This is a genomic window from Antrihabitans spumae (assembly GCF_043944905.1).
GTDB classification, from domain to species: domain Bacteria; phylum Actinomycetota; class Actinomycetes; order Mycobacteriales; family Mycobacteriaceae; genus Antrihabitans; species Antrihabitans spumae.
On record NZ_JBIMSN010000071.1, the window covers coordinates 1 to 26,680 of the forward strand.

At 64.3% G+C, this 26,680-nt stretch carries 6 protein-coding genes; 3 read left to right on the forward strand and 3 right to left on the reverse strand.

Annotation, left to right across the window (positions count from 1 at the left end; translation table 11 throughout):
* Positions 1-196 precede the first annotated feature (196 nt).
* Entirely contained in the window at positions 197-643 is a 447-nt protein-coding gene (locus ACHIRB_RS16945) for a hypothetical protein (RefSeq protein WP_199704815.1), read from the reverse strand.
* A 313-nt stretch (positions 644-956) separates the two neighbouring features.
* On the opposite strand from ACHIRB_RS16945, the gene ACHIRB_RS16950 reads away from it, so the two are divergent.
* Both ACHIRB_RS16950 and ACHIRB_RS16955 read left to right on the forward strand, forming a co-directional pair.
* Positions 957-1,532, forward strand: coding sequence for an NHL repeat-containing protein (locus ACHIRB_RS16950; RefSeq protein WP_395125820.1), 576 nt, complete (start codon positions 957-959; stop codon positions 1,530-1,532).
* A gap of 90 nt (positions 1,533-1,622) precedes the next feature.
* Positions 1,623-2,486, forward strand: coding sequence for a cyclopropane mycolic acid synthase family methyltransferase (locus tag ACHIRB_RS16955; protein ID WP_395125821.1), 864 nt, complete (start codon positions 1,623-1,625; stop codon positions 2,484-2,486).
* 162 nt (positions 2,487-2,648) lie between these two features.
* Here ACHIRB_RS16955 and ACHIRB_RS16960 read toward each other — a convergent pair whose 3' ends face one another.
* Positions 2,649-24,665, reverse strand: coding sequence for a non-ribosomal peptide synthase/polyketide synthase (locus ACHIRB_RS16960; RefSeq protein WP_395127731.1), 22,017 nt, complete (start codon positions 24,663-24,665; stop codon positions 2,649-2,651).
* A gap of 456 nt (positions 24,666-25,121) precedes the next feature.
* Between ACHIRB_RS16960 and ACHIRB_RS16965 the strand changes: the two genes are divergently transcribed.
* Positions 25,122-25,727, forward strand: a complete 606-nt coding sequence (locus tag ACHIRB_RS16965) for a hypothetical protein (RefSeq protein WP_395112649.1) — start codon at positions 25,122-25,124, stop codon at positions 25,725-25,727.
* 189 nt (positions 25,728-25,916) lie between these two features.
* Here the strand turns inward: ACHIRB_RS16965 and ACHIRB_RS16970 are convergent, their stop codons facing one another.
* Positions 25,917-26,624 (reverse strand): class E sortase, encoded by a 708-nt coding sequence (locus ACHIRB_RS16970; protein WP_395125823.1) that lies wholly within the window; start codon positions 26,622-26,624, stop codon positions 25,917-25,919.
* Positions 26,625-26,680 lie beyond the last annotated feature (56 nt).

The following is a 26,680-nucleotide window of genomic DNA, read 5'->3' on the forward strand; positions in this document are numbered from 1 at the left end:
CGCGCAACGTTAGTAAAGCTAACGACAGTGCGCCCCTCATTTCGCAACAGCCCGGATCCCGTCGCAAAACCTCAATAGTGGGTCACCAGCGTCACTCGTGCGACTGCGCCGGTTCGGGTCGGTGTGCACTCAGCATGGTGCACACCGACCCGAATGGGTGCACGCTGACGGGCGTGCCCCGCTTATCGCGCGATGGCTACGCCACGATCACCGATGCGGACGGATTCACCTGGCAAAGGATCCCGTCGATCGGCGCGAACATCGCGACGAGGATTCGTCCCGAGCCTGTTGTGACCGTCTTCGAGAGCACCGGCAGCGGACCATCGAGGTCGACCATGCCGTTGGCACCGTTACTCGTATTGACCCAGCCGACGACCATGCGCCCGGCGCCCGAGAGGAACGGCACGGCCGGCCGCGCCTCGAACCGGACCTGGCCCGCACCGATCGGTGGGTTCGCCTCGGGTCCGGACTGGGCGGATGCCGCCGACAGGGTCAGCGGCGCAGGCTGTGCGCAGCCGAGCGTGAATACCGGTGAAGGAAATGGCACGGGTGGCGCTGCGCTCGCAATTGCAGGGACGACGGCGCCGGCCGCAACTACCGCGAAAATTGCGCAGACTCGACGGATCGATGGATACAGCTTCATTCTTTGCTCCTAGAAGGAGAGAGGTTATTTTCGGCAGGTGCGAATAGAACTGCACAGAAGACTGCGCATGGGACTCGATATGGCGCTCGGCATGAAGACAGACGAGGCCTCTCGAATTGTCGCCATAAATAACTTCACCACGGCGGCGCTTTCCGAGTCAATGGCGAATTGCAATTCATTTCAATTCTTTGCCCGGCGAGCGCCCTGCTACCCGATTTCGGCACCCGCGATACACCGCGCCGACAGGTTACTCCGACCCCACCGAAGTGCTAGGTTGCCTGTGGTCGGTGCCGAGCAACGTTGGGTAGAAGAGATGCGTACACAAGATTTCACGACAGGTCGGCGAACTTTGGCCGCCTCCGCTCTCCTCGCTTTGGGTCTCGCGACGTTCGCGCCTGCCGGCGCATCGGCCGACCCGATGCCTGTCGCGCCACCGCCGATCACAAGCATGAACGCGGCGCCGAACGTCGCCTTCAGTCAGCAGGGCGGCATGTTCATCGCCGACGCCCCGACCAATCAGGTGGTCCACATGACCGCCACCGCCCGACCGTCGACGCTGCCCTTCGGCCCGCTCGCAGGACCGATGGCCGTCACCGCGAACGGCGCGGGCGACGTCTTCGTTGCCGACACCGGACACAACCGCGTGCTCGGCCTCGCTGCAGGTACGACGACGCCGTTCGAGGTGCCGATCGAAGGTCTCGTCGCACCGCAGGCATTGGGTATCAACAGCCTCGGCGAGCTGGTCGTCACCGATGCAGTGCGGGTCCAGGCTGTGAGGATCGAGCGCAAACCCGTTGCAGGGCCTGGAGATCCGGGCTTCGACGAGTTGGCAACACCGCCGCCGCCTGCCGTCTTGAAGACGTGCATCGGCATCATTGTGATCTGCTGAAATAGTCCAATCCGCCCGGTCGCCCGCTCCGAATAAAGTCTGTGGGTAGCACTTTCGAGCACCCACCGAACATGGCGGAGGGACTCGAAGATGACGGATCTGGCACCGTTCTATACGGATGTGCAAGCCCATTACGACCTCTCGGACGACTTCTTTGGGCTGTTTCTCGACAAGACCCGCACCTACAGCTGTGCCTACTTCGAACACGAAGGCATGACACTGGAGCAGGCTCAGGTCGCCAAAGTTGATCTTGCACTTGCGAAGTGCGATCTTCGTCCGGGTATGACACTGCTCGACGTCGGCTGCGGCTGGGGCGGCACGATGATGCGCGCCATCGAAAAGTACGACGTCAACGTAATCGGCCTGACGCTGTCGCGAAATCAGCACGACTACGTGCAGGGCATGTTCGACAAACTGCCTGGTAATCGCTCTGCCGAAGTCCGATTGCAGGGCTGGGAAGAGTACGACGGCGGACCTGTCGATCGCATCGTGAGCATCGGCGCGTTCGAGCACTTCCGCAGGGAACGCTACGACGCCTTCTTCAACCTGTGCCACGATCTGCTGCCCGCCGACGGCAGGATGTTGCTGCACACCATCGTCGGATACCACCGGCACCAGCTGCGCGACATGGGCTTGAAGGTCGACCGGAACTACCTCTCCTTCTGCAAGTTCCTGATCGACGAAATCTTCCCCGGCGGCCAGCTCCCCGAGCCCCCGTGGGTCCGCACCGGAGCGGAGGCGGTCGGCTTTCGTGTCGAGCGAATCCATCCGCTGCAGCTGCACTACGCACAGACTCTCGATATCTGGACCCAGAATCTGATCGATCGCCACGACGACGCCGTGGCGATCGCCTCGCAAGAGGTATTCGATCGGTACGTCAAGTATCTGTCCGGCTGCGCGACCATGTTCCGCGACGGCTATTTCGACATCATGCAATTCACGCTCGTCAAATAAACAGCCCCACAAGCGCCCCGATATTCGACTCCAGCGGATATCGGGGTTTTTGTGTGCGGTGAATACGGCAGCCATTGTTTTGCACACAACTGAAGGCGAGCAGTCGAACGACTGCTCGCCTTCTCCTAGCCTTATTACCGTGTCGGCGTCGGCGTAATCGAATTACCGCTCGATGTAGCTCTGCAACACCTCACTGATTACGTCGACCGCTTCGCCTGCGATCATTTCGTGGTGCTCACAATCGACGGCGTGCTCGACGATCTGTCCGCCCACTGCCCTGTCCCACTCCCCGACCAACTCCGAACCCCGCGACGAGTTGGCCGCGGTGAAGAACAGGGCGTCACCGTCGAACACGTCGGGTGTGAAGTCGTTCATCAAGGAAGCGACGTTCTCGAAACCGGCGTTGATCCGCTTCAGATGCGTCGGTGTGAGACCCGTCTGATGACCGAGTGATTCGTCGATGAGTTCGATCGCTTGCTCGAAGGTCAGCTCGGCGACTCCGCTGTAGCCGTTGAGCTCGACGCCGAGGTGGCGCACCATCTCCTTCAAGCTCAACCCGGGGCGCTCGGTCTCGTCGAACCCGTCCGGACCTGCCAGGTGACTATCCATCAGCGCCAAGGTCTGAACTTCCTCGCCGGCGGCTCGTAGTTCGACGGCCATCTCGTGCGCGATAGCTCCACCGAGCGACCAGCCGAGCAGGTGGTATGGGCCCTGCGGCTGCACGGCGCGTACTTCCTCGACGTACCTGCGGGCGAGATCCGGGATCGACTCGAACTTCGGTTCGCCGCTCAGTGCGGGCAACTGCAGACCGTAGACCGGGCGATCGTCGCCGAGTTGATGGGCGAGTCGCGCGTAGCCCCACGACAGCCCGACCGCGGGATGTACGCAGAAGAGTGCGGGTTTCGTGCCGCCCGTCTTCAGTTGCACCAGCACCCTCAGCGCCTCATCGATGGAATCGATCGCGTCTGTCGTCGTCGCCAAGTGCGCTGCCAGGTCGGCCGCGGTCGACTGGACGAAGATCGCCTGCAGCGGAATCTGCCTGTTGAGGCGGTCCCGCAGGGCGGGGAGCACCTTCGTCGCCATGATCGACGTACCACCGATGTCGAAAAAGTTGTCGTCGACGCCAACGCGGGCGATGCCGAGGAACTCGGCGAAGACCTCGACGATCGCGGTCTCCGTCTCGTTCGACGGCGCGCGATATTCATGCGTCGTCGAGGTGAGGTCGGGTGCCGGAAGTGCGCGGGTGTCCAACTTGCCGACCGGTGTCAGCGGTACTTCGTCGATGGCGACGACTGCGGTCGGCACCATGTACGACGGCAACCGCTCGGCGGCGAACTCCCGCAGCTGGGACGTCGTGTCGGCATTCTCTGCGGAGCCGTCGAGCAGGACGTAGGACACGAGGACCGTCTCGCCGGATGGCGCCGTGTGGCCGAGTGTCGTCGCGAACGAAACGCTCGCGTGGCTGCTCAAGACGGTGTCGATCTCCGCGACCTCGATCCGGAAGCCGCGGACCTTGAGCTGGAAGTCCGACCGGCCGACGTACTCGATCTCGGTGCCGGACGGTGTTGCGATCCAGCGCACGACATCCCCGGTTGCGTACATCCGCGCACCTGGCAGACCGAACGGGTCGGCGACGAAGCGAGACGACGTCAGGGCTGGCCGGTCGTGATAGCCGCGGGCCAAGCCTGGTCCGGCGACGTACAACTCGCCTGCAACTCCGACCGGTACCGGCTGGAGTCGCGTGTCGAGGACTGCGACATGGAAGCCGCGCGACGGGCGACCGATCGTGATCGCGGCGGCGCTGGTCATCGGCTGCGACAGGGTCGCCATGATGGTCGACTCGGTCGGTCCGTAGGCGTTGATCATGCGTGTCGTCGGCGACCAGCGATCGACGAGTTCGCGTGGGCACGCCTCGCCTGCGACCAGCAGGGTCTCGACCGCGCCGATGTCGGCCGGATCGAGCGTCGCGAGGACGGTCGGTGTGATGAACATGTGCGTGACATGCTCGCGCGCCACCAGGTCGGCGAGATCGTCGCCGCCGTAGATGGTCGGCGGCACGATCACCAGCGTCGCACCGGCGCAGAAGGCCATGATCTGCTCGAAGACCGCCGCGTCGAAGCTCGGCGAAGCATGATGCGAGACAACCGATTCGGGCGTGAGAGCGAGCGCCATCCGCTCCTCTTCGGCCAGGTTCGCAAGACCGGCGTGGGTGACGACGACGCCCTTCGGCCGGCCCGTCGAGCCCGATGTGTAGATGACGTACGCCGGGTGGTCGAGTCGAAGCGTCGCGGTCCGCTCGGCGTCGCGCAACGTGGCCGACGAGGTATTCCGCAGTTGCGCTTCGGTTTCCGGGTCGTCCAGGACGGTCCATGCCACGGAATCGGGAAGTCCGTCGCGAACGGCCGCGGTGGTCAGTCCGATTCCGGACCTGCAATCGCCGAGCATGTAGGTGATGCGATCCGCCGGGTAGGTCGGGTCGACGGGAACGAACGCGGCACCGGTCTTGGCGACAGCCCAGACCGCCGATACCGATTCGATGGATCGCGGCAATGCCAGCGCGACAACCGATTCCGGTCCGACGCCTGCCGCGATGAGGACTCGCGCCAGCCGGTTGGACCATTCGTCGAGTTCGCGATAGGACACCGAGCGACCTTCGCACCGCAATGCGACTGCACGACGGCTGGTTGCGGCCGCACCGGCGAGAATCTCTGGCCAGAGGCGCGGCTGCACCGACAGGTTGCCTAGCGCCGGAACAAGTTCGGCTACTTCGGCGCTTGTCATGAGGTCGATGTCGCCGACCGGCAAGGTCGCTGCCTCGGTGGCTGCCGTGAGGATCCTGACGAAACGTTCGGCGAATGCCGTCACGGTCTGCGCGTCGAACAGATCGGTCGCGAAGGTGAACGCCGCCTCGATGCCGCCGGGGCCGCCGTCCTCGCCTGTCGACTCCGCAAGGATCAGCTCGAGGTCGAAGTTGCTGACCGACGGTGCGAGATCGAGTCCCTCGACGCGCAGGCCGGGGAGCTCGAGGTGCGGACGTTCGTTGTTCTGGAATTCGATCGACACCTGGAACAGTGGCGAGTACGCCGTCGAGCGTGTCGGTTGCAGCACGTCGACGAGCCGTTCGAACGGAACGTCGGCGTTGGTGAACGCTGTCAGGTCCGTCTCCCGATGGGAGGCAAGCAGGTCGGCGAAGGATGCCGACGAGTCGATGCGAGTACGCAACACCAGCGTGTTCACGAACATGCCGACGAGGTCGTCGAGTTCGCGTTCACCTCGGCCCGCGATCGGTGTGCCGATCGAAATGTCCTGCGTCCCGGACAGTCTCGCGAGCAGTACGGCGAGTGCCGCATGGCACGTCATGAACATCGTCGCGTCGTTGTGACGCGAAAGCGACGTGAGCGCACGATGCAGTTCGGCACCGATGTCGAACCGAACCACGCTGCCGGCGAACGACTGCTGCACCGGACGCGGGCGGTCTGTCGGGAGCGCAAGAACATCCGGCGCGCCTGCCAGTTGGGTACGCCAGTAGTCGAGTTGAGTCGACACGAGGCTGGCGGCATCGGTTTCGGATCCGAGGATCTCGCGTTGCCACAGTGAGTAGTCGGCGTACTGCACTGCCAACGGGGACCACTGCGGTGCCATTCCCGCCGAACGAGCGACGTAGGCCGCGACGATGTCGCGCGCCAACGGTGCCATCGATGCACCGTCAGCCGCGATGTGATGAACAGCGAAGGCGACGATGTGTTCGTCCTCGCCGAGGGCGAACAACCCGGCGCGGACGGGAACGTCACGCGTCACGTCGAAGCCGAGGCTGACCAACGCCGTTATCCTGCCGAGCAATTCGGATTCGTCGACAGCCACGCGGGTGAGATCGACGACGACCTGGTCGGCATCGAGAATCTGCTGACTCGGACCGGCAGCCGTGTCGGGGAAGACCGTGCGCAGGATTTCGTGCCGCTCGATGACGTCGCGGACCGCCGCGACCAACGCGGACCGATCCAGCCTGCCGGACAGCCTGATCGCCATCGGGATGTTGTATGCGGCCGAGGTCGGGTCGAACTGGTTGATGAACCACATCCGCTGCTGCGGTACCGAGACGGGGATGATGTCCGGTCGTTCCTGCCGCACGAGAGCTGCACGCGAGGTTGGCGATGTCGTTTCGCTGGAGACCCTTTCGGCCAGGCGTCGGACTGTCGGAGCCTCGAACACCGCGCGCACGCCGACGCTGATGCCCAACTCGGCGTTGAGGCGCGAGATCACCCGCGTCGCAACGAGCGAGTTGCCGCCGATGTCGAAGAAGCTGTCGTCGATGCTCACTTTGTCGAGGCCGAGAACGTCTGCGAACACCGCAGCGACGGCGACTTCGAGGTTCGTCTCCGGCGCGCAGTAGTCGACGCCGTCGCGCGAGAAGTCCGGGATCGGCAAGCCACGCCGGTCCAGCTTGCCCACCGGCGTCAGCGGAACCTCGTCGAGCACGGCGATCCACGACGGAACCATGTGCGCGGGAACGTGCTTCGCAAGATGGTCGCGCAGCTCCCTTGTATCGATCGTGGACCCTTCGGCTTCCAGAACGTAGGAGGCGAGCACGGTTTCACCGGAAGGTGCCCTGTGACCGACGGTCACAGCGAAGTACACGTCGGGATGGTTCGTCAGCTGCGTGTCGATCTCGCCGAGTTCGATACGGAAGCCACGGACCTTGACCTGGAAGTCGGAGCGACCGATGTAGTCGATGGTCAGGCGACCGGAATCGTCTGTGGCCCAACGAACCAGATCGCCGGTGCGGTACATCCGGGTGCCGGGCGCACCGTACGGGTCTGCGACGAAGCGCGACGCCGACATGCCGCGGCGGTCGTGGTAGCCCCGCGCCAAACCGATGCCTGCCAGGTACAACTCGCCTGCGACGCCGACCGGGACCGGTCGAAGTTGCGCGTCGAGTACGACTGCGCTGGCACCGCTGACCGGCGATCCGATCGTCACGGGTCCATCGACTGCCAGCGGCATGCTCATCGTTGCTGCGATCGTCGTCTCGGTCGGTCCGTACACGTTGACGAAGTTCCGCCCCGGCGCCCAGATGCTCGTCAGTTCACGCGAGACCGCTTCGCCACCGACGAGTAGGTACTGCAGCGCGTCGAGGCCGTGCGGATGGACCGAGGACAATGCGGCGGGGGTTGCGAAGCAGTGGGTAACACCCTCTGCTGCAAACAGTTCGGCAAGTTCGTCGCCGCCGTAGATCGTCGGAGGGACGATCACCAAGGCGGCACCTGACGAGAAGGCGAGCAGGTACTCGAAGATCGACGCGTCGAAGCTCGGCGACGAGAAGTGCGACACCCGAGCCGCCGCCGTCAGATCGAAGCGAGCGATCTGATCGAGAGCGAAGTTTTCCAAGCTCGCATGGGTTGTGACAACGCCTTTCGGCTTGCCGGTCGAGCCGGACGTGTAGATCAGGTAGGCCGGGTGCGCGAGGTGCACCGGCAACGTACGGTCCGTATCCGAGATCGGGTCAGCCGGCTTGCCTACGATTCGGCGCTCGGTACCTGCCTCGTCGAGTACCAACCAGCGGACGGTCCCCGGATCGCCCGGCATGCCACCCGGCAGGTCGTAGACGAAGGTCCGTGTGGTCAGTCCGACTGTTGCTCCGGAGTCGGCGAGCATGAAGTCGACGCGGTCGGTCGGGTAGTTCGGATCGACCGGAACGAAGGCTGCTCCCGACTTCGCGACTGCCCAGATCGAAACGATCGAGTCGATGGACCTCGACAACGCAACCGCGACAAATGTTTCCGGACCGACACCCTCGTCGATCAGTACCCGGGCAACGCGGTTCGATTCGGCGTCGAGTTCCCGGTAGGTGACCGACCGTCCGTTGTAGCGGATCGCGATCGAATCCGGCACTGCCGCAGCGGTATCGGCCAACAGTTGCGGCAGCGTCCGAACGGTTCCACCCGCCGCACCGCGAACCGGCGCCAGCAACCGAGTTTCGTTGTCGGACAGCACCGACAGCCGGACCAGCGGCAGGTTCTGGTCGGCAACCATCGCAGCGAGTACTCGCTGCACTCGCGCCGCGATCGCCTCGACAGCGTCGGCGTCGAACAGGTCGGGCAGGTACTTCATCTTCAGGTGCAACTCATCGTCGAGGTAGGCGACGACACTGAGCGGGTAGTGGGCGGCGTCCGTGCCTGCCACGTCGACGATGCGCATGCCTGCGATATCGGTGTCGTCGGACATACCGGCCGCATCGACCGGGTACGACTCGAACACACTCAGCGTGTCGAACGACGCGCCCAACCCGACTGCCTGCTGAATCTCGGTGAGACCGACGTGGTGGGAGTCGAGAAGACCCGCCTGCTCGCCTGCGATGCGGTCGAGCAACCGGCCGAGACTCTCCGACGGGTCGAGGGTGATGCGGACCGGAATCGTATTGATGAACAAGCCGATCATCGATTCGATGCCGGCCAACTGCGGCGGCCGACCCGACACCGTGGTGCCGAACACGACATCGCGACGTGACGTCAACGCTCCCAACACGATTCCCCACGCGGTCTGGATCATCGTGTTGAGCGTGATGCCGCGATCCGCGGCGATTCGCTGCAGTTCGGCAGTGAGGTCGGTACCGAGATCGAGGACGAGATCCTTTGACGGCGCGCTACTTTCGGCAGCCACGACGCCGGCGAGCAGTGTCGGATCCTCGGTGCCGTGCAACGCCTTGGTCCACCGCGCACGGGCCTCGTCGGCGTCTTGGGCACCCAGCCACGCGAGGTACTCGCTGTAGGAGCGTGGACTCGGCAACTCGGTGGTCACGCTGTCCGTCGCGTAGAGCACGATCAGTTCTTTCATCAGCAGCGGCATCGACCAGCCGTCGAGCAGGATGTGGTGATTGGTGATCGACAGCGTGAACTCGCCGTCGCCCAACGTGTACAGGCACATCCGAAGCAGCGGTGCCGCCGTCGTATCGAAGCCGTCGGTGACATCGGCGGCGAGTTCGGATTGCAATGCCGCTGCCCGCTCGGACGCGGCAACGGTCGACAGATCGACCGAACGCCACGGCAGCTCTACCTGGCGGACGACGACCTGCAGATGGTGGCCCGCCTCGTCGGCAACGAACGCGGTCCGTAGATTCGCATGCCGATCGAGCAGGGTTTGGCCCGCACGCCGCATCTGGTCTGCGTCGACCGCGCCGCGCAGTTCGAGCCGCAACTGAACCATGTAGGCGGGGTTGGACAGATCGTCGGCGCTCAGCAGGGAGTGGAACAGCAACCCGGACTGCAGCGGTGACGTCGACCAGACCGATTCGAGCGCTGGATAACGCTCCTCCAGCCGTTCGATCGCGGCCTGATCGAGGTTGACGAGGTGCAGATCGGACGGGGTCAGGCCACCCGAATCAGGCTGTGCCGCATGACGCGCGAGTGCGGTCATTGCCGTAACCCACAGTGCTGCCAGCTCTTCCACGTCCTCGGCTGCGAGAACGCCGGATGGGAACGACCAGCTCGCGTGCAGCTCGGCGCCACGTTCGGTGTCGCGCGTGACTGCGTTGATATCGAGTGCCGCCGCCGCGGGCATCTCGGGATTGGACGCGCTCCCTCGATCGAAACCTTCGACCGGCAACCAACCGAACTCGGGAGCCGATTCCACCGCGGAGGTGAAGCGACCGAGGTAGTTGAAGCTGATCTGCGGGGTCGGCAGCTCGGCGAGTACCGCCGCGCTTTCGGGGTCGAGATAGGCGAGCATCCCGAAGCCGATGCCGTGATCGGGAATCGCAGCCAGGTGTTCCTTGACGGTCTTCACCAGCGCACCGGCCGAGGGGCCGCCGCGCAAGGCGTCGTCGACATCGAGTGCGGCAACATCGAGCCGGACCGGGAAGATCGTGGTGAACCACCCGATCGTCCTGGCGAGGTCGGCGCCGTCGACAGCGGACTCTTCACGTCCGTGGCCTTCGAGACTGATCAGCTCGGAACTGATGTCGGAGCCGCGACTGCGGCGCCACTTCGTCAGTGCCAGAGCAAGACCGGCGACGAGACCGTCGTTGATCGACCCGTGGAACGCTGCGGGCAAGCTGCTCGATACCAGGTCGGTGACGTCTGCGGGAAGTGCGACGGAGACTGTCTGCACGGTCGCGTTGACATCGATGCTCGGGTCGAGCGCACGCCATCCGATCGGCTGCTCGTCGACCGAGAGCGTCCGCACCCAGTGTGCGAGTTCGCCACGACGCTTCGGCGCTTCGTCGAGGAGGCCATGCGCCCACCGGCGCATCGACGTACCGACAGGAGCAAGTTGCGGCTCGGCTCCTTGGCTCAGTTGCGCCCACGCAGTGGCGAGGTCCGGTACGAGGATTCGCCACGACACACCGTCGATCGCGATGTGATGGGCGACGATAAGCAACCGTCCGGCGCCGCGGGCGGCATCGAACCACACCAGCTGCAACACAATTCCCGACGGAGGATCGAGACGATCCGCTGCGGCGTCGAGTTCGGAGCCTGCGAAGGCGAAGAACTCGTCGGAATCGGCGACAGATTCGACGGCGACGCGACGCACGATGTCCGCTGCATCGATGCTGCCCACCTCGCCGACGGACAGCGCACCTTCGAAGAGGCGCGATCGCAACATGTCGTGGTGATCGACGACGGCAGCGACGGCTCCGATCAGATTGTTCGCGTCGATGCCGACCGGGAGGGTCAGCAGCGCGGCCTGTGAGTAGCGGTCGAAGGTGCCGCCACGGTTGTGCATCCACCGCACGATCGGGGTCGACGGCAGGTCACCGATGCCGCCGCCGGCGAGCTCTTCGAGCACAGGCGTTGCGCTGGAGCCGAACTGCGCGACCGTGGCAAGGCGAGCGACCGTCTTACGTTCGAAGACATCGCGCGGTGCGAACTGCACACCGGCTGCCTTGGCGCGCGATACGAGCTGAATCGACATGATGCTGTCGCCACCGAGGGCGAAGAACGAATCGTCGACTCCGACGGACTCGAGTCCGAGCACCTCGGCGAACAGTTGCGCGAGCGTCTGCTCGAGCTGGTTGGCCGGCGTGCGGGACTCGACCGACCTGCTGCTGAAGTCGGGGTTCGGCAACGCTTTTCGATCGAGTTTGCCCGTCGAGGTGACCGGCAACTCGTCGAGGACCAGCAGAGTCGCCGGAACCATGTAGGCAGCCAATTGCTGGCCGACGAATTCGAGCGCCTCTTCGATGTCGATGGTGCAGTTCGATTGTGGGACCACGTAGCCGACAAGGCGCTCGGGGGTACGCCCGTCGGCTACGTGGTGCTTCACAACGGCGCGTGCAACCCCGGGGAACCGGGTGAGCGCCGCTTCGATTTCGCCGAGTTCGATTCTGAACCCGCGTAGTTGGACCTGGAAGTCGCTGCGGCCCAGATATTCCAGCAGGCCGTCACGGTTCCAGCGGGCGAGGTCGCCCGTTCGATACATCCGCTCGCCCTTGGTGCCGAACGGGTTCGCGACGAACCGGCTACTCGTCAGGTCGGTACGGCCGAGGTAGCCGCGCGCGAGTTGCGCACCTGAGACGTACAGATCGCCGGTCACGCCGATCGGCGCGGGCCGCATGCGGCTATCGAGGATGTAGGTGCTCAGCCCCGGGATTGCCTGTCCGATAACGCTTGCGGACGCGTTGCGCGCGAACTCGCGGTCGAGTTCGAGCGCCGTCACGTGCACGGTTGTCTCGGTGATTCCGTACATATTGACCAGTAGCGGCGCGTTGTCGGAGTGGTGGGTGTACCAGCGCTCGAGCTCGGCGAGGTCGAGTGCCTCACCACCGAAGATGACAAGGCGCAGCGGCAATACCGTTTGCGTTCCTGCGGTTTCGACGGCTGCCAGCTGGTAGAACGCCGTCGGCGTCTGGTTGAGGACGGTGACCTGCTCGTGCCGCAGCAGCTCGAGGAAGGCCTCCGGCGACCGTGCCGTGTGGTAGTCGACGACGACGAGCCTGCCGCCGTAGGCAAGCGGTCCCCACAGTTCCCACACGGAGAAGTCGAACGCGTAGGAGTGGAACATCGTCCAGACATCACGCTCGTCGAAGGCGAGTTGCACGGCCGTATTGGTCAGCAGCGTAACGACATTGGCGTGCGGGATCAGGACGCCCTTCGGGCGGCCGGTGGAGCCGGACGTGTAGATGACGTACGCGGTCGCGTCGGGCCGAAGCACTGCCCGGCGTTCGGCGTCGGTGATCGGCGCTGTCGAGAAGCTGTCGATCTGATCGACGATCGTTGCCGAATCCAGAGAAACGACGGGGACCTCGGTCTCGGGCACCCCGGCGGATTCGCTGTCCATCGTCAGCACGCAGACCGGCGCGGCGTCGGCGAACATAAACGCCAAGCGGTCTGCCGGGTACGTCACGTCGACGGGTAGGTAACCCGCGCCGGACTTCAGTACGGCGAGCAATGCAACGACGAGTTCGGCCGAGCGTGGCAGCGCAACGGCGACAAGCGTTTCCGGGCCGGCACCGCGGGCGATCAGCAATCGGGCGAGCTGATTTGCCCGCCCCGACAGTTCGGCGTAGGTCAGGGTGCGATCGCCTGCGGTAACCGCAACTGCGATCGGGCGCAGAGCCGCCGAGCGATCGAACAGGTCGACCAACGTCACTGCCTCGACGTCCGCTCCGACGTGATTCCACTCGGTCAGAATCGTCTGCTGCTCGGCCGCGGTCAGCAGGTCGATGTCGCCGAGGGTCGTATTCGGCTCTGCAACAACCTGGTTCACGATCCACGTGAGGCGGTCGGCGAAGGACTGCACCGTTGCGTGATCGAACAGGTCGGTGGCGTAGGTGAATGCAGCATCGAGTCCACCGCCGGACCGCTCGCTGATCGACAACTGCAGATCGAACTTCGCAACCGCGAGACTCGGCTCGAATGCCTCGATACCGAGGCCGTCGAGTTCGACCTGTGCCCCGCCGTGATTTCCGAATTCGAGCAAGACACCGAAGAGCGGCGAACGGTCGGTCGCACGTGTCGGGGCGAGCGTGTCCACGAGGGACTCGAACGGCAGGTCGGTGTTCCCGAATGCCGCGACGTCGAATTCTCGCGTCCGCCGGAGGTGTTCGGCGAAGGTGAGTCCGGCGTCGGGTCGGGTCCGCAGCACGATCGTGTTGACGAACATGCCGACCAGATCGTCCAACGCTTCCTCACCGCGACCGGCGACCGGCGTTCCGATGGCGATGTCGGCCGTATTCGACAGTCGGGCAAGAAGTACCGACAGTGCCGCGTGTACCGCCATGAAGATGGTGGCGTCGTGCGCACGAGCGAGGTCGACGAGACCTGCGTGCTGGGCGGGCGTGAGCTCGAACCGGACCACATCGCCGTGCAGCGACAGCCGGGCCGGCCGGGCGCGGTCGGTCGGCAGCGCGAGGGACTCCGGCAGATCGGCGAGTGCGTCGGTCCAGAAGTTCGCTTGCGCTGCTGAGAGGCTGGTCGGGTCCGAGGCGTCGCCGAGCAATTCTCGTTGCCACAGTGCGTAATCGGAGTACTGAACCGCGAGCGGCTCCCATGAGGGGTCGACTGCGTTGGAACGCGCAGCGTAAGCGGTCACAACGTCGCGGGCCAGCGGTGCCATCGAGGCACCGTCCGCCGCGATATGGTGAACCGCGACAGCCACGACATGGTCGTTTTCGCCGATGTCGAAGAGGCCGAAGCGATCCGGTAGCTGCGTGGTGACGTCGAAGCCTGCTGCGACGAAACGCGTTACCTCTGCAACGACGTCGTTCTCGGCAACCGAGCGAGTCTCGACAACGAGCTCGACGGACGCGTCCAACACCTGCGCTACGGGACCGTCTGCACCGCTCGGATAGATCGTGCGCAGTGCTTCGTGGCGGCCGACGACGTCCGACATTGCCGCGCGCAATGCTTCGACATCGAGAGCGCCGGTGATGCGAATCGCAAGCGGGATGTTGTACGCCGATGAGGCCGTGTCGAATTGGTTGACGAACCACATCCGCTGCTGCGCCCAGGACAGCGGGCCGGCGGCCGTGCGCTCGCGCGTCTGCAGGGCGGGACGCGTTGCGGCACCGTCACGTTCCTGCGCCCGAGCTGCGATCGCTGCGACGGTCGGGGTGTCGAAGAGCGTCTTGACGCCGATCGCGGATCCGAGTGCTGCGTTGACTCGCGCCACAACTCGAGTCGCGAGAAGGGAGTTCCCGCCACGTTCGAAGAAACTGTCGTCGGCACCGACACGCTCGACACCGAGCAGGTCGGCGAATATCTGCGCGACGATCGTCTCGGCAGCGGTCGCCGGTTCCCGGTAGCTGTCGACGGAGGCGGCGAAGTCGGGTACCGGCAAGGCCGAGCGATCGAGCTTGCCGACCGGCGTGAGCGGCACCGCTGCCAGCACGGTGATGACCGAAGGCACCATGTAGGACGGCAGTAGCCGTGCCACAGCATCTTTCAGCCCATTGATATCGATGGCTCGGCCGGCCTCCGGCACAACGTAGGAGACCAGCACGGTCTCCCCCGACGGCGCTTCGTGGCCCAAGGTGACTGCAAACGATACGTCGTCGGACTGCGACAACGCGGCATCGATCTCGCCGAGTTCGATACGGAAGCCACGGACCTTCACCTGGAAGTCACTACGACCGACGTATTCGACAACGCCCGTGTGGGTCCAGCGACCGAGGTCGCCGGTCCGGTAGAGGCGTTCTCCCGGCTCGCCGAACGGATCTGCGACGAACCTGGCAGCGGTCAGCGCGCTGCGACCGTGGTAGCCGCGGGCAAGGCCCGGGCCAGCGACGTACAGTTCGCCGACGACGCCGACCGGAACGGGACGCAACCGCGTATCGAGCACAACCTGCCGGAAACCCGTTGCGGGGCTGCCGATGTCGATCACACCGTGCGGCTGCAGCGGGGCACTGATGCTGGACGCGATGGTCGCTTCGGACGGACCGTAGCCGTTGAACACCAGGCGACCCGGCGCCCAGCGCGCGATCAATTCCGGCGGAGATGCCTCGCCTGCTACGACGATCGTGTTCAGCGAGACCAGGTCAGCAGGATCGATGGAGGCGAGGGCGGACGGCGTGATGAACGTGTGCGTCACGTCCTCCGCGACGAGCAGCCGTGCGAGTTCGGCTCCGCCGTAGACCTCTGGCGGAACGATGACGAGGGTGGCTCCGCCGGAGAACGCGATCGTCTGCTCGAAGACCGATGCGTCGAAGCTGGGCGATGCGAGGTGCGAGACGTTGGATGCCGGGGTGATCGAGAAGTGTTCACGCACTTCGGAAGTGAGGTTCGCCAGCCCGGTGTGCGTGACGACGACACCCTTGGGCCTACCCGTCGAACCGGAGGTGTAGATGACGTAGGCGGGGTGTTCGATGCGCAGCGGTGCGGTGCGATCAACGTTGGTGATCGGCGCAGCCGACTGTGCTGCGATCTCGTCGCGAGCTTCCTCGGAGTCGAGTTGCAGCCACGGGACCTGTGCAGCCGCGACCTTGCCGATCTGATTACCCGTTGTAATGCCAAGCGTGGCAGCACAATCGTCGAGCATGTAGGTGATTCGCTCGATGGGATAGTTCGGATCGACGGGAACGAACGCGGCGCCCGCCTTCGCGACGGCCCAGACCGTGGCGACCGACTCGACCGAGCGTGTGATCGCCAGCGCGACGAACGACTCCGGTCCGACATTGCGAGCGATCAGCACACGCGCGAGGCGGTTGGACCAGGCATCGATCTCGTCGTAGGTCAGCGATCGGCCATTGCTTCGAACCGCGATTGCGCTGCCGCGCATGGCAACTGCGTCGGCCATGATCTCGGGCCACAACTGTGCCCGAAGGCTCGGAAGGCCGTAAGCGGGCGCGAACTCGGACAGCTCGGAGGTCGAGGCGATGGGAATATCGCCGACAACGGCTGCCGAGTCGGCGGCGATTGCGTCGAGAACGCGGACGAAGCGCTCGGCGAAGGTTTGCGCCGTCGAGGCGTCGAACAGATCTGTCGCATAGCGGATCCCGCCACGCACCCCTGCGGCCGTTCCGTCTGCGTCGAACGTTTCGGACAACGACAACATCAGGTCGAAATGTGCCAACGCGGCATCTGCTTCGACAAGTGCTACCGACAGCCCGGGCAGTTCCACGTCGGGACGCGGGATGTCGCGGAACTCCAACATGATCTGGAACAGCGGCGTGAACGCAGCCGATCGCACCGGATCGAGCAATTCGACGACCCGCTCGAACGGCACGTCCGAGTTGGCGAAGGCCGCCAGGTCGGTGGACCGCACGCTGCGCAGCAGGTCGGCAAAGCGTTCGTCGTCTCGCACGGCGGTTCGCAGCGCCAGGGTGTTGACGAACATCCCGACGACGTCGTCGACTTCGCGGATACCGCGGCCGGCGACCGGCGTACCGATCACGATGTCGTCGCTGCCGGACAGTCGGGAGGCGACGATCGCAAGGGCCGCATGGACGACCATGAACATCGACGAACCGTTGTCTCGGGCAAGACGCATCAGCGCTGCATGGAGCTCGGGTGCAATCTCGAAGTCGACGACAGCGCCTGCTCCGGAGCGCTGCGCAGGCCGCGGGCGGTCGGTCGGGAGTTCGAGCAAGTCGGGCACACCCGCGAGAGTCGTCTCCCAGTATTCGCGTTGCCGCCCCGCGAGCGAGTTCGGATCACTCTCCGCGCCGAGCACGTCGCGTTGCCACAGTGCGTAGTCCGCGTACTGGAACTCGAGCGGTGCCCAATCGGGTGCGGTGCCACCGACGCGGTGCTGGTAGGCGACCATGAAGTCACGTGCCAGCGGCGCCATCGAGAAGCCGTCTGCCGAAATGTGCTGCACGACAACGGTCAGGACGTGATCGGCGGTGCCGAGACGGAAGAGTCGGGTCCGGATCGGGACTTCGGTTGCGACGTCGAATCCCGCGGCGACCACCTGCTGGATCCGGTCGGTCAGCTCTGCGTCGTCGGCGATCTCGATGGTTTCGAGCGGAAGTTCGACAGCCTGCTCGATCACCTGGACAGGTCCGCCTGCTCCGAGTGGGTAGCGGGTCCGCAGTGACTCGTGCCGTGCGACCACATCGGCGCTGGCGGCTTGCAGTGCATCGATGTCGAGGGCACCGGTGAGCCGGAGCGAGAACGCCAGGTTGTATGCCGACGAGTTCGTGTCGAACTGATTGATGAACCACATCCGCTGCTGGGCGGGTGACAGCGGCAGCTCACCGTCACGCGACGCGGCGACGATCTGCGGACGGCCCGCCTTGTCTGCGGCAGTCGAATCGAGCAACTCGACAAGCTGCGCAACGGTCGGCGCATCGAACAACTCGCGGACAGCGACCTCGGTATCGAGAGCAGCCCCGATTCGCGCAGCCATCCGCATGGCGACAAGTGAATTGCCGCCGAGTGCGAAGAAATTGTCGTCGATGCCGACGCGCTCGACACCGAGCATGTCGGCGAACACGCCGGCCACGACCGCCTCTGCAGCGGTGCGGGGTGCGACGTAATCGACTACCGGCAAGTCGAATTCAGGCATCGGTAGCCGGTTGCGGTCGAGCTTTCCGTTCGCGCTCAACGGGAACTCGTCGAGGACCGCAAGTTGCGTCGGCACCATGTAGGCGGGCAGGCGACGGGCAATCCTGGCGGACAGTCCCATCGTGTCGACGCCTGCAGCCGAGGCTGCAACGACGTAGCCGACCAACACGTCACCGACAGTGTCGGAGTGCTTGAGGACAACGGCGGCCTGAGCAACCGACGAATCTTCCAGCAGCGCTTGCTCTATCTCGCCGAGTTCGATCCGTAGACCACGCAGCTTCACCTGGAAGTCGGAGCGACCGAGGTAGGTGAGGTTCCCGTCGGCGCGCCATGCCACCAGGTCGCCGGTCCGGTACATCCGGGCGCCGGATTCGAACGGCGATGCGACGAACCTGTCGGCCGTCAGTCCACCCCTTCCGGCATAGCCGCGCGCCAATTGTGTTCCGGCAAGATACAGTTCGCCGACCGCGCCAGGCGGGACGAGCCGCAGCCGCGAATCCAGCACGTGCAGTTGCGTATTCCAGACCGGTGCACCGATCGGCACGGTCGTCTCGTCGGTGTCGACAAATTCCCAGTAGGTGACGTCGACAGCCGCCTCGGTGGGTCCGTACAGGTTGTGCAGCTGAGCCGAGGACAGAGCGAGGAAGGCGGTAGCCGTCGGAGCCGGCAGCGCTTCGCCGCTGCAGAACACCATTCGCAACGGCGCGCACCGATCGCGGTCCGCAGCTGCTGTGAACACGGCGAGCAACGAGGGGACGAAGTGTGCGACGGTGATCTCGCGACGACCGATGATGTCGGCGAGGTAGGCGGGATCACGATGGCCGTCCGGTGCGGCGACGACAAGGCGTGCACCGATCTGCAAGGGCCAGAAGAACTCCCACACCGACACGTCGAACGTGGACGGCGTCTTCTGCAGCACTGCATCGGATTCGGTCAGTCCGTATTCGGCCTGCATCCACCGCAGCCGGTTGACGATGGCCCGATGTGTGACGGCAACGCCCTTCGGACGTCCTGTCGAACCGGAGGTGTAGATGACGTACGCCGTGTTGTCCGGCCCGAGGGTCGCCGTGCGCTCCCGTTGCTCGATCGGCGTCGTTGCGTAGGCGGTGAGGTCGAGTGAATCGATGACGAAAACCGGTGCCGCGATAGCTAATTCGGAGCGCTCGGCGGCGGTGGTCAGCACGGCCGCCGGACGTGCACTGTCGATGACATAGTCGGTGCGCTCGGCTGGATGATCCAGATCGATAGGCAGGTAGGCCGCGCCCGCGGCAACGACTGCATACATTCCTACGACCAGGTCGACCGAGCGGCGCATCGCCAGTCCGACGATCGATTCCGGTCCGATGCCGACACCGATCAGGTGTCGAGCGAGCGCGTTGACCTCGGCGGAGAATTCCGCGTAGGTCATTGTGCGATCACCGAATTCGAGCGCTACGGCGTCTGGGGTCAGCGCGGCCTGCGCTGCGAACCGATCGAGCAACATCTCGTCGGCAACCTCGACGGTTGTCGCATTCCACGTGGCGAGCAACGCCAACTCGGTGCTGCCGAGGATCTCCAGGTCGCCGATCGGCGTTGCGGCTGACGACGCCACGTCGCCGAGAACTGCCAGATAACGTTGCGCGAACGCAGTAACTGTGCTCTCGTCGAAGATGTCCGTCGCATAGGTGAGAACCGCATCGATCGGCTCCCCCGTCTGCTCCGGGTCCTCCGTCAACATCAGGTGCAGGTCGAATTTGCTTGTACCGGTGTCGACCTCGTCGACGTCGATGGTGAGACCCGGGAGTTCCAAATGCGCCGCCGTGTTGTTCTGGTAGGCGAGCATCACCTGGAACAGCGGTGTGTGGGTCGGAGTTCGTTGCGGCCGAACAGCATTGACGAGCACATCGAACGGCAGATCGGCGTTGCTGAAGGCGTTGAGGTCGACCTCGCGAGCCTGGCGGACGAGATCGTCGAAAGAGGCCGTCGGGTCGAGTTCGGTCCGCAGCACGACGGTGTTGACGAACATGCCGACTAGGTCGTCGAGCAATCCGTCGCCGCGGCCCGCGACCGGAGTGCCGACGGTGATGTCGCGGGCACCTGACAGGCGACCGAGAACCACGGCGAGCGCCGCGTGCAGCACCATGAACAGCGTTGCATCGTGTCGACGCGCGAGATCGGTCAGTGTGCCACGCAATTCGGCGGGAATCGCGAAGCGGACGACGTCACCGCGTGCCGATCGTCCGGGCAGCCGTTGCCGATCAGTCGGCAGTGCCGAAACCTCAGGCACCTCGGCAAGTGCGGTCGTCCAGTAGTCGAGCTGGGTCCTGGCAACGCTGTCCGCGTCCGTGGGGTCGCCGAGCAGTTCCTGTTGCCAGAGCGCGTAATCGGCGTACTGGACCGGAAGGGCGGACCATTGCGCGTTGTCACCGTGGCTGCGCGCGATGTAGGAGGTCATCACATCGCGTGCCAGCGGCGCCATCGACGCACCGTCTGCTGCGATGTGATGAACGACGAACGCGACGACGTGAACGTCGGCGGCGAGAGCGAACACGGCGGTCCGCATCGGCAGTTCACGGCTCACATCGAAACCGGCGGAAGCGAATTCGTTCAGGCGCACCGGCAGGTCCGCCTCGGTCGCGAGGGTGACCTGCGTGTCGAAACTGAAGGCGTCGGCGCCGAGGATGTGTGCGATCGGTCCGTCGCCGGTGCCTGGGTAGATAGTGCGGAGGGACTCGTGCCGCTCGACGACGTCGGCAACGGCAGCAGACAAGGCATCGATATCCAACGCGCCCGTCAACCGGATCGACATCGCAATGTTGTAGGTCGCCGCTGTCGGATCCATCTGGTTGACCAGCCACATACGTTGCTGCGCAGCCGATACCGCTACCCGGTCGGTGTGTTCGCGGGCAAGAAGCACCGGCCGCGCCGGACCGCTCGACTGCTGCACCCGATCGGCGAGCAAGGCCGCGGTCGGCGCGTCGAACAGTTCGCGCACACCGGCGTTGGTGCCGAGCGCAGCGTTGATGCGCGCGATCACCCGCGACGCGACCAACGAGTTGCCACCGAGGTCGAAGAAGCCGTCGTCCACGCCGACCCGCTCCAGGCCGAGAAGTTCGGCGAAGATCTCGACGACAACCTGTTCGGCTGCCGTGGTCGGCTCGCGATACGTGTCGGCGTTCGCAGTGAAGTCGGGGGTTGGCAACGCTGCGCGATCGAGTTTTCCGACAGGCGTCAGCGGAATCTTGTCGAGCACGATGATCGTCTGCGGAACCATGTAGGACGGGAGCCGTTCACCTGCAAAGGCTTTGAGCCCGTCCGAGGCGATCGTCGCACCGTTTTCGGCAACGACGTACGCAACGAGCACAGTCTCACCCGACGGCGCGGCGTGGCCGGCCGTGACGGCGAACGACACTGCGGGATGTGCCGTCAACGCTGCATCGATCTCGCCGAGTTCGATGCGGAATCCGCGAACCTTCACCTGGAAGTCGGAGCGGCCGACGTATTCGATCTTGGGCGCCGACACCGGACCGATCCAACGAACAAGATCGCCTGTGCGATACATACGATCGCCCGGCTCACCGTACGGATCTGCCATAAATCGCGTCGCGGTCAGCCCTGCACGGCCGTGGTAGCCACGGGCGACGCCGCGACCTGCGATGTACAACTCGCCGACCGCGCCGACGGGAACTGGCCGCAACTTGTCGTCCAACACAACTTCGCGGACACCCGGCAGAATCGAGCCGATATTGATCGTCTCGCCTTCGACCAGCGGGTCGCTGATGTTGACCACAATGGTCGTCTCGGTCGGACCGTACGCGTTGTACAGCCGGCGGCCGGGCGCCCAACGTGCTGCAAGTTCCGGCGGGCACGCCTCGCCTGCGACGGTGATCACTTCGAGCGCTTCGAGCCCTGCGGGATCGAGGGAACCCAATGCTGCAGGTGGGAAGAAGGCGTGGGTTACTCGCTTGGTCCGCAACACGTTTCGCAGTTCGTCGCCGCCGTATACCGAGGGCGGAATGATGACGAGCCGGGAGCCGCTGCCGAACGCGAGCAACTGCTCGAAGATGCTGGCGTCGAAACTCGTCGACGAAAACGCGGAAACCCGTGACATACCGGTCGGATGAACTCGGACACGCTGTTCGGCAACGATGTTCGCGATCGACGCGTGTGCAGTGGCAACGCCCTTGGGCAGTCCGGTCGAGCCCGAGGTGTAGATCAGATAGGCAGGATTTTCGAGTCGTAGCGGTCGGCAGCGTTCCGCGTCCGTCACAGGCCCGTTGGCCATGCCGTCCGCGACCTGTGGATCGTCGAGCAACAGCCACTTCGTCGACGTCGGGAGCGCAGCGACGTGCCGCGAGACCGTCAGACCGACTGCGGCACCACAGTCTTCGATCATGTAGTCGATGCGCGTGCGTGGATAGTTCGGATCGACAGGGACGAAGGCGGCACCCGACTTGGCGACCGCCCAGACCGCGACAACCGATTCGATCGAGCGCGGAAGTGCCAGCGCCACATATGTTTCCGGTCCGATTCCGGCTGCGATCAGGACGCGCGCCAGACGCGAGGACCACTCGTCGAGCTTGCTGTAGGACACCGTGCGATCGCCGTACTCGATTGCGATCGATTCCGGAATCAAGCGGGCTGCGGCGGAGAGGATCGTCGGCAGGAATTCCGACTCCACTGCGGGGCGGTAGGCGGGGACGAGCGCTTCCGACTCTTCGATGGTCACTACCGCAATGTCGCCGACGGCGACCTTGGGCTGCGACGTCACGACACCGAGAACTCGAACCAACCGCTGCAGCAGCGCGCTGACCGTCGTCTCGTCGAACAGGTCGGTTGCGTACCGCGCCTGCACCTTCAGGCTTTCGGCGCTGCAGTGCGCGCAACGGCTCTCGAACACGGCCACCTGCAGGTCGAAGTGGTCTCGATGCTCGACCGGCTCGACTCCTGCGTCGTCGAACACTTCGAGCAACACCTGTGCGAAGGGCGCGAAAGCCTCGTTACGCGCGACGCCGAGTTCGGTGAGCAGATCGTCGACCGGCACTCCGCCGTGTGCCGCGGCGACGGCTCCCGCGGCATCGACTCGGCCCAGCAAATCGGAGAAGGGTTCCGCCGCCTCGATCAGCGTCCGTGACACCACCGGGTTCGACGACGGTTCGTTCGGGCGCAGTGCAATGGCGATGTCGGATGTGCCCGACAACCGTGCCAGCAGCAGCGCGAGTGCCGCGCGAACTACTGCGGAAACCGTTGTCTCGCAGTCGTCTGCGAGTCGGGACAAGGCGTAGCCGACCTTGCCGGGAATGTCGGCGTCGGTGTAGCCGATGTCGTGCGACTGGCTGACCGGTCGCGCCCTGTCTGCGGGCAGCTCCAGCAACTCCGGAGCACCGGCGAGTTCGCGCCTCCAGAAGGCGAGGCGATCGTTGTCCCGCCGAAGCAGGTCCCCGGTCTCGGCGGTTGCGCGATGGATCGTCGCCAGGGATGTAGCGGTATCCGCTTCGACGAATTCGTGGAACAACTCGACGAATGCACGGTGATGCGTACGCAGCTCGTCGTCGTCGTAGGAATTGGGGTTGGCACGAAAGTCGATGAACGTCTTGGAGGGGGTACCACTTTGGTAGACGTTGACAAGCAGGTCGTCGACGGGTCCCGAGGTGACGATGTTGTACTCGCCGACGACGTCGCCGAGTCGCACCTCTTGATGGAAAAGCATCACGTTGATCATCGGCCCGGTGAAACGGCGCTCACCGATACGGACGCCGGCGTCGCGGCGAATGTCTTCGAGGCTGCATTTCTGATGCCGTAGAGCACCGGTCAGTTCGAGCTGCACGCGTGCGACCAATTCGGCAACGGTGTCGTCCGGCTCGACGCTGATGTTCAGCGGAGCCATGTTGACGAGCATTCCGCCGGAGCGTCGCAGCAGCGCGGTTCCGCGGGCAAGCACCGGCAGGTTGATCAGCACACTCTGCTTACCCGTCAACCTCGACAGGTAGGTGGCGAAGGCGGCGACAACGACGGCGGCGGACGAGTCGCTGGATTCGAGTCGGGTTACGACGTCGTCGGGCAACGCCGCACTTTCCAAACTCACGTGTGCGGTCGGCTCGCCGACTCGTCGGGCAAGCGTCGAACCGTCTTCGAGCCCCTCGACCCGGCCCGCCCAGTAGGTCCTGTCCTTCTCGAAACGACTCGACGAGCGGTACTCCAGGTCCAGGTCGTACAGCGTGCGGAGGTCGGCTGCGGGTGCAACCTTGAGCTCGGTCTGCTCGACCTCGGCGGTGTACTGGCCCGCGATTCTGTTCAGCATCGTCACCGCACCGAAGCCGTCGAGTGCGATGTGGTGAATCCGGCTGTACCAGAGGTAGTGGCGCTCGCCGACGCGGAGAACCGTATTCAGAATGAGGAGGTCACGCTCGAAGTCGACGGGCTTCAGGTAGTCGTCGTCGATCCACTTCCGTGCTGCTGCCATCGGATCTGCTTCGTCACGGAAGTCGTGGAGGAGGATCCGATCCTTCGCGTCATGGTCCACGTATTGGTACGGCTCGCCGTCGACCTCGACCACCCGCAGGAAGGGCGACCCGAACTCGTGAGCGACCTCGAACGTGATCCGACGGAGCCGCTCGAAGTCCAAATCGCCGTACAGGTCGACGTACTGAGCGATGCAGATGGGTACCTCAGGGGCGAGCTGCTGCGCGAACCACATACGGCGCTGCGCGGACGACAGTGGGAACGCATCCGACGGGATGGGCGCACGTCCAGTAATCAACGAACTCCCCCTATTCAGTGTTGGCAATCGATCCCTGTCAGCTCCGACCAATGCCCGCAGGGTCTTATCTTGTCACATTCGTTGCCATGGCAACCCTGGATGCCTCACAACCTTTCGCATTCTTCGATTTACCGGAGCACAGTCCGAGAGTGCGCGTCGCTTGCGCGTCAGTTGCCTTGTCAGCATTGTTCGTGCGTCACCATCGAGAGCCGTTCATAACGGCTACATAACGATCAAAATAGTCACTCATCCGGACGTAATTCGGCTACGAATACCTCTCTCCTAATCCATTGTTTGCGATCGGAGAAGATTGGCTCGCGCGAAGTCTTCAGTAATCTTCGCGATAGTTGAACAATGAGTTGACTGCGCCCGGTGGCTGTGGTGCAGTCTTTCGATAGTTCCGATTCAGGCATGCACGAGGGCGGGTTGGCCTGCTCGTTTCCGGAGGAGCGCACAATGAGGACACACCGCATCGGCAGCTGGGGACCAGCACTCGTCGCGACCATCGCAGCGTTGACGTTCGCCACCACGGGTGCCGCCTCAGCCGAACCAGCGGCTCCGACGTCGGGCGACCTCATGGCAATCGCAGCGGCCGATTCGCCGGAAGCGGTTGCCATTGCCGAGGATCTACTGCACTTCGCAGGTCCGAGCACGGGATCGTTCTCGCCTGCAACGAATGTCCCGCAGCCATTTCCGCAGGCAGCGCCTACATTCGGTGGCGGCTGCGGCGGTGGAATCACCCCCGTCGCAATGACGAGAGCATGGGTTCACCCCGGACCGACGGCCGTGCCCGAAGTTCCGGTGGGCGAAGCCAAGGTCTACGCAACGCCAACCATTCCTGTGCTGCCCGCGCACTCGGACCTCAAGTTCGCGTGGCTCAACGTCGACACCAACATCGGCGGCCTCGAAACGCTCGACGACGTGATCGGCGATGTGCCGCAATTGTCCAAGACCGTCAAATCGGGTACCGGACGAATCGTCGGGACGCTGTACGGTTCATTGTCATACGTCAACGGAATAACGTGCGCTCTGACGCCGACGATGGGCGGATTCTTCGCCTGACACGATGACTTAGGTCGGCGGCCTCAACTGTTGACAGTTATATTATCGAACGGCAGCAACGGTTCGACTGCAGGAAATACGAGCAGGAACAGTACTGCAACCGTCAGCGCAAACAAAACCAGACAACCGACCAGTTTTGCGAACGTCCCTCCGGGCAACTTTCGCCAAATCCATCCGTACATTATTCGATCACCTCAACTCTTCCGGCAATCCATTCGCCTTGGGTCGCGGATCACCGACCATTTCAGCGTGAATGATCATTCGATCGAGAGTGAAGTATCTTTCCTGGCACGTGGTCAAAGTGAGCAATCGCCTCGTCGGTAGCTCGCCCGGACGCGATGGCACGGGGAGGACGACATCGATCCGCGATGCGTCGACAACCTCCCTACCTGGCAGGCCCTCCTGATCGCGAACCGTTGGATCGCCCGTCGCTCGATCACCGAGGACCCGATAGACGAAATAGTCGGAGCGCGTCTCGATCACGATCGCGTCGCCGGCAACGAGTTTGTCCAGATCGTCGAACGGTGAGCCGTACCCGCCCCGATGCCCGGCAACGGCGAAGTTTCCGACCTCACCTGGACGAGCACTACCAACGTAATGCCCAGGACCATCGGTCAACGCGTCCTGCGTCGTACCTTCGACGATCACTTTCACATAGTCACTGCCCAGCGCAGGGATTCGAATCAACGCAACGCCGGAACCGATGGGCGGAGTCGGAAGCGAACCCGAATCCCCCGCGAGAGGATCGGCGCCACTGTCCCACTGCTCGGTCAGAGCGTTCGTCAACTGCGACTGCCGATAGCTGTTCATCACACCCGTGAACCACACCTGGTACACCGCGAACAGCAGGACAACGACGCCGACCGTGAGCAGGGTCTGACCTAGACCCCTCGCCACCAGACGACCGTGGTCAGACCAGCGCTCCCGCGACGATCGCGGCTGCACGTACGACT

Coding starts and splice junctions, on each gene's coding strand:
- ACHIRB_RS16950 (WP_395125820.1), top strand. CDS start 957: ATGCGTACACAAGATTTCACGACAGGTCGGCGAACTTTGGCCGCCTCC.
- ACHIRB_RS16965 (WP_395112649.1), top strand. CDS start 25,122: ATGAGGACACACCGCATCGGCAGCTGGGGACCAGCACTCGTCGCGACC.
- ACHIRB_RS16945 (WP_199704815.1), bottom strand. CDS start 643: ATGAAGCTGTATCCATCGATCCGTCGAGTCTGCGCAATTTTCGCGGTA.
- ACHIRB_RS16955 (WP_395125821.1), top strand. CDS start 1,623: ATGACGGATCTGGCACCGTTCTATACGGATGTGCAAGCCCATTACGAC.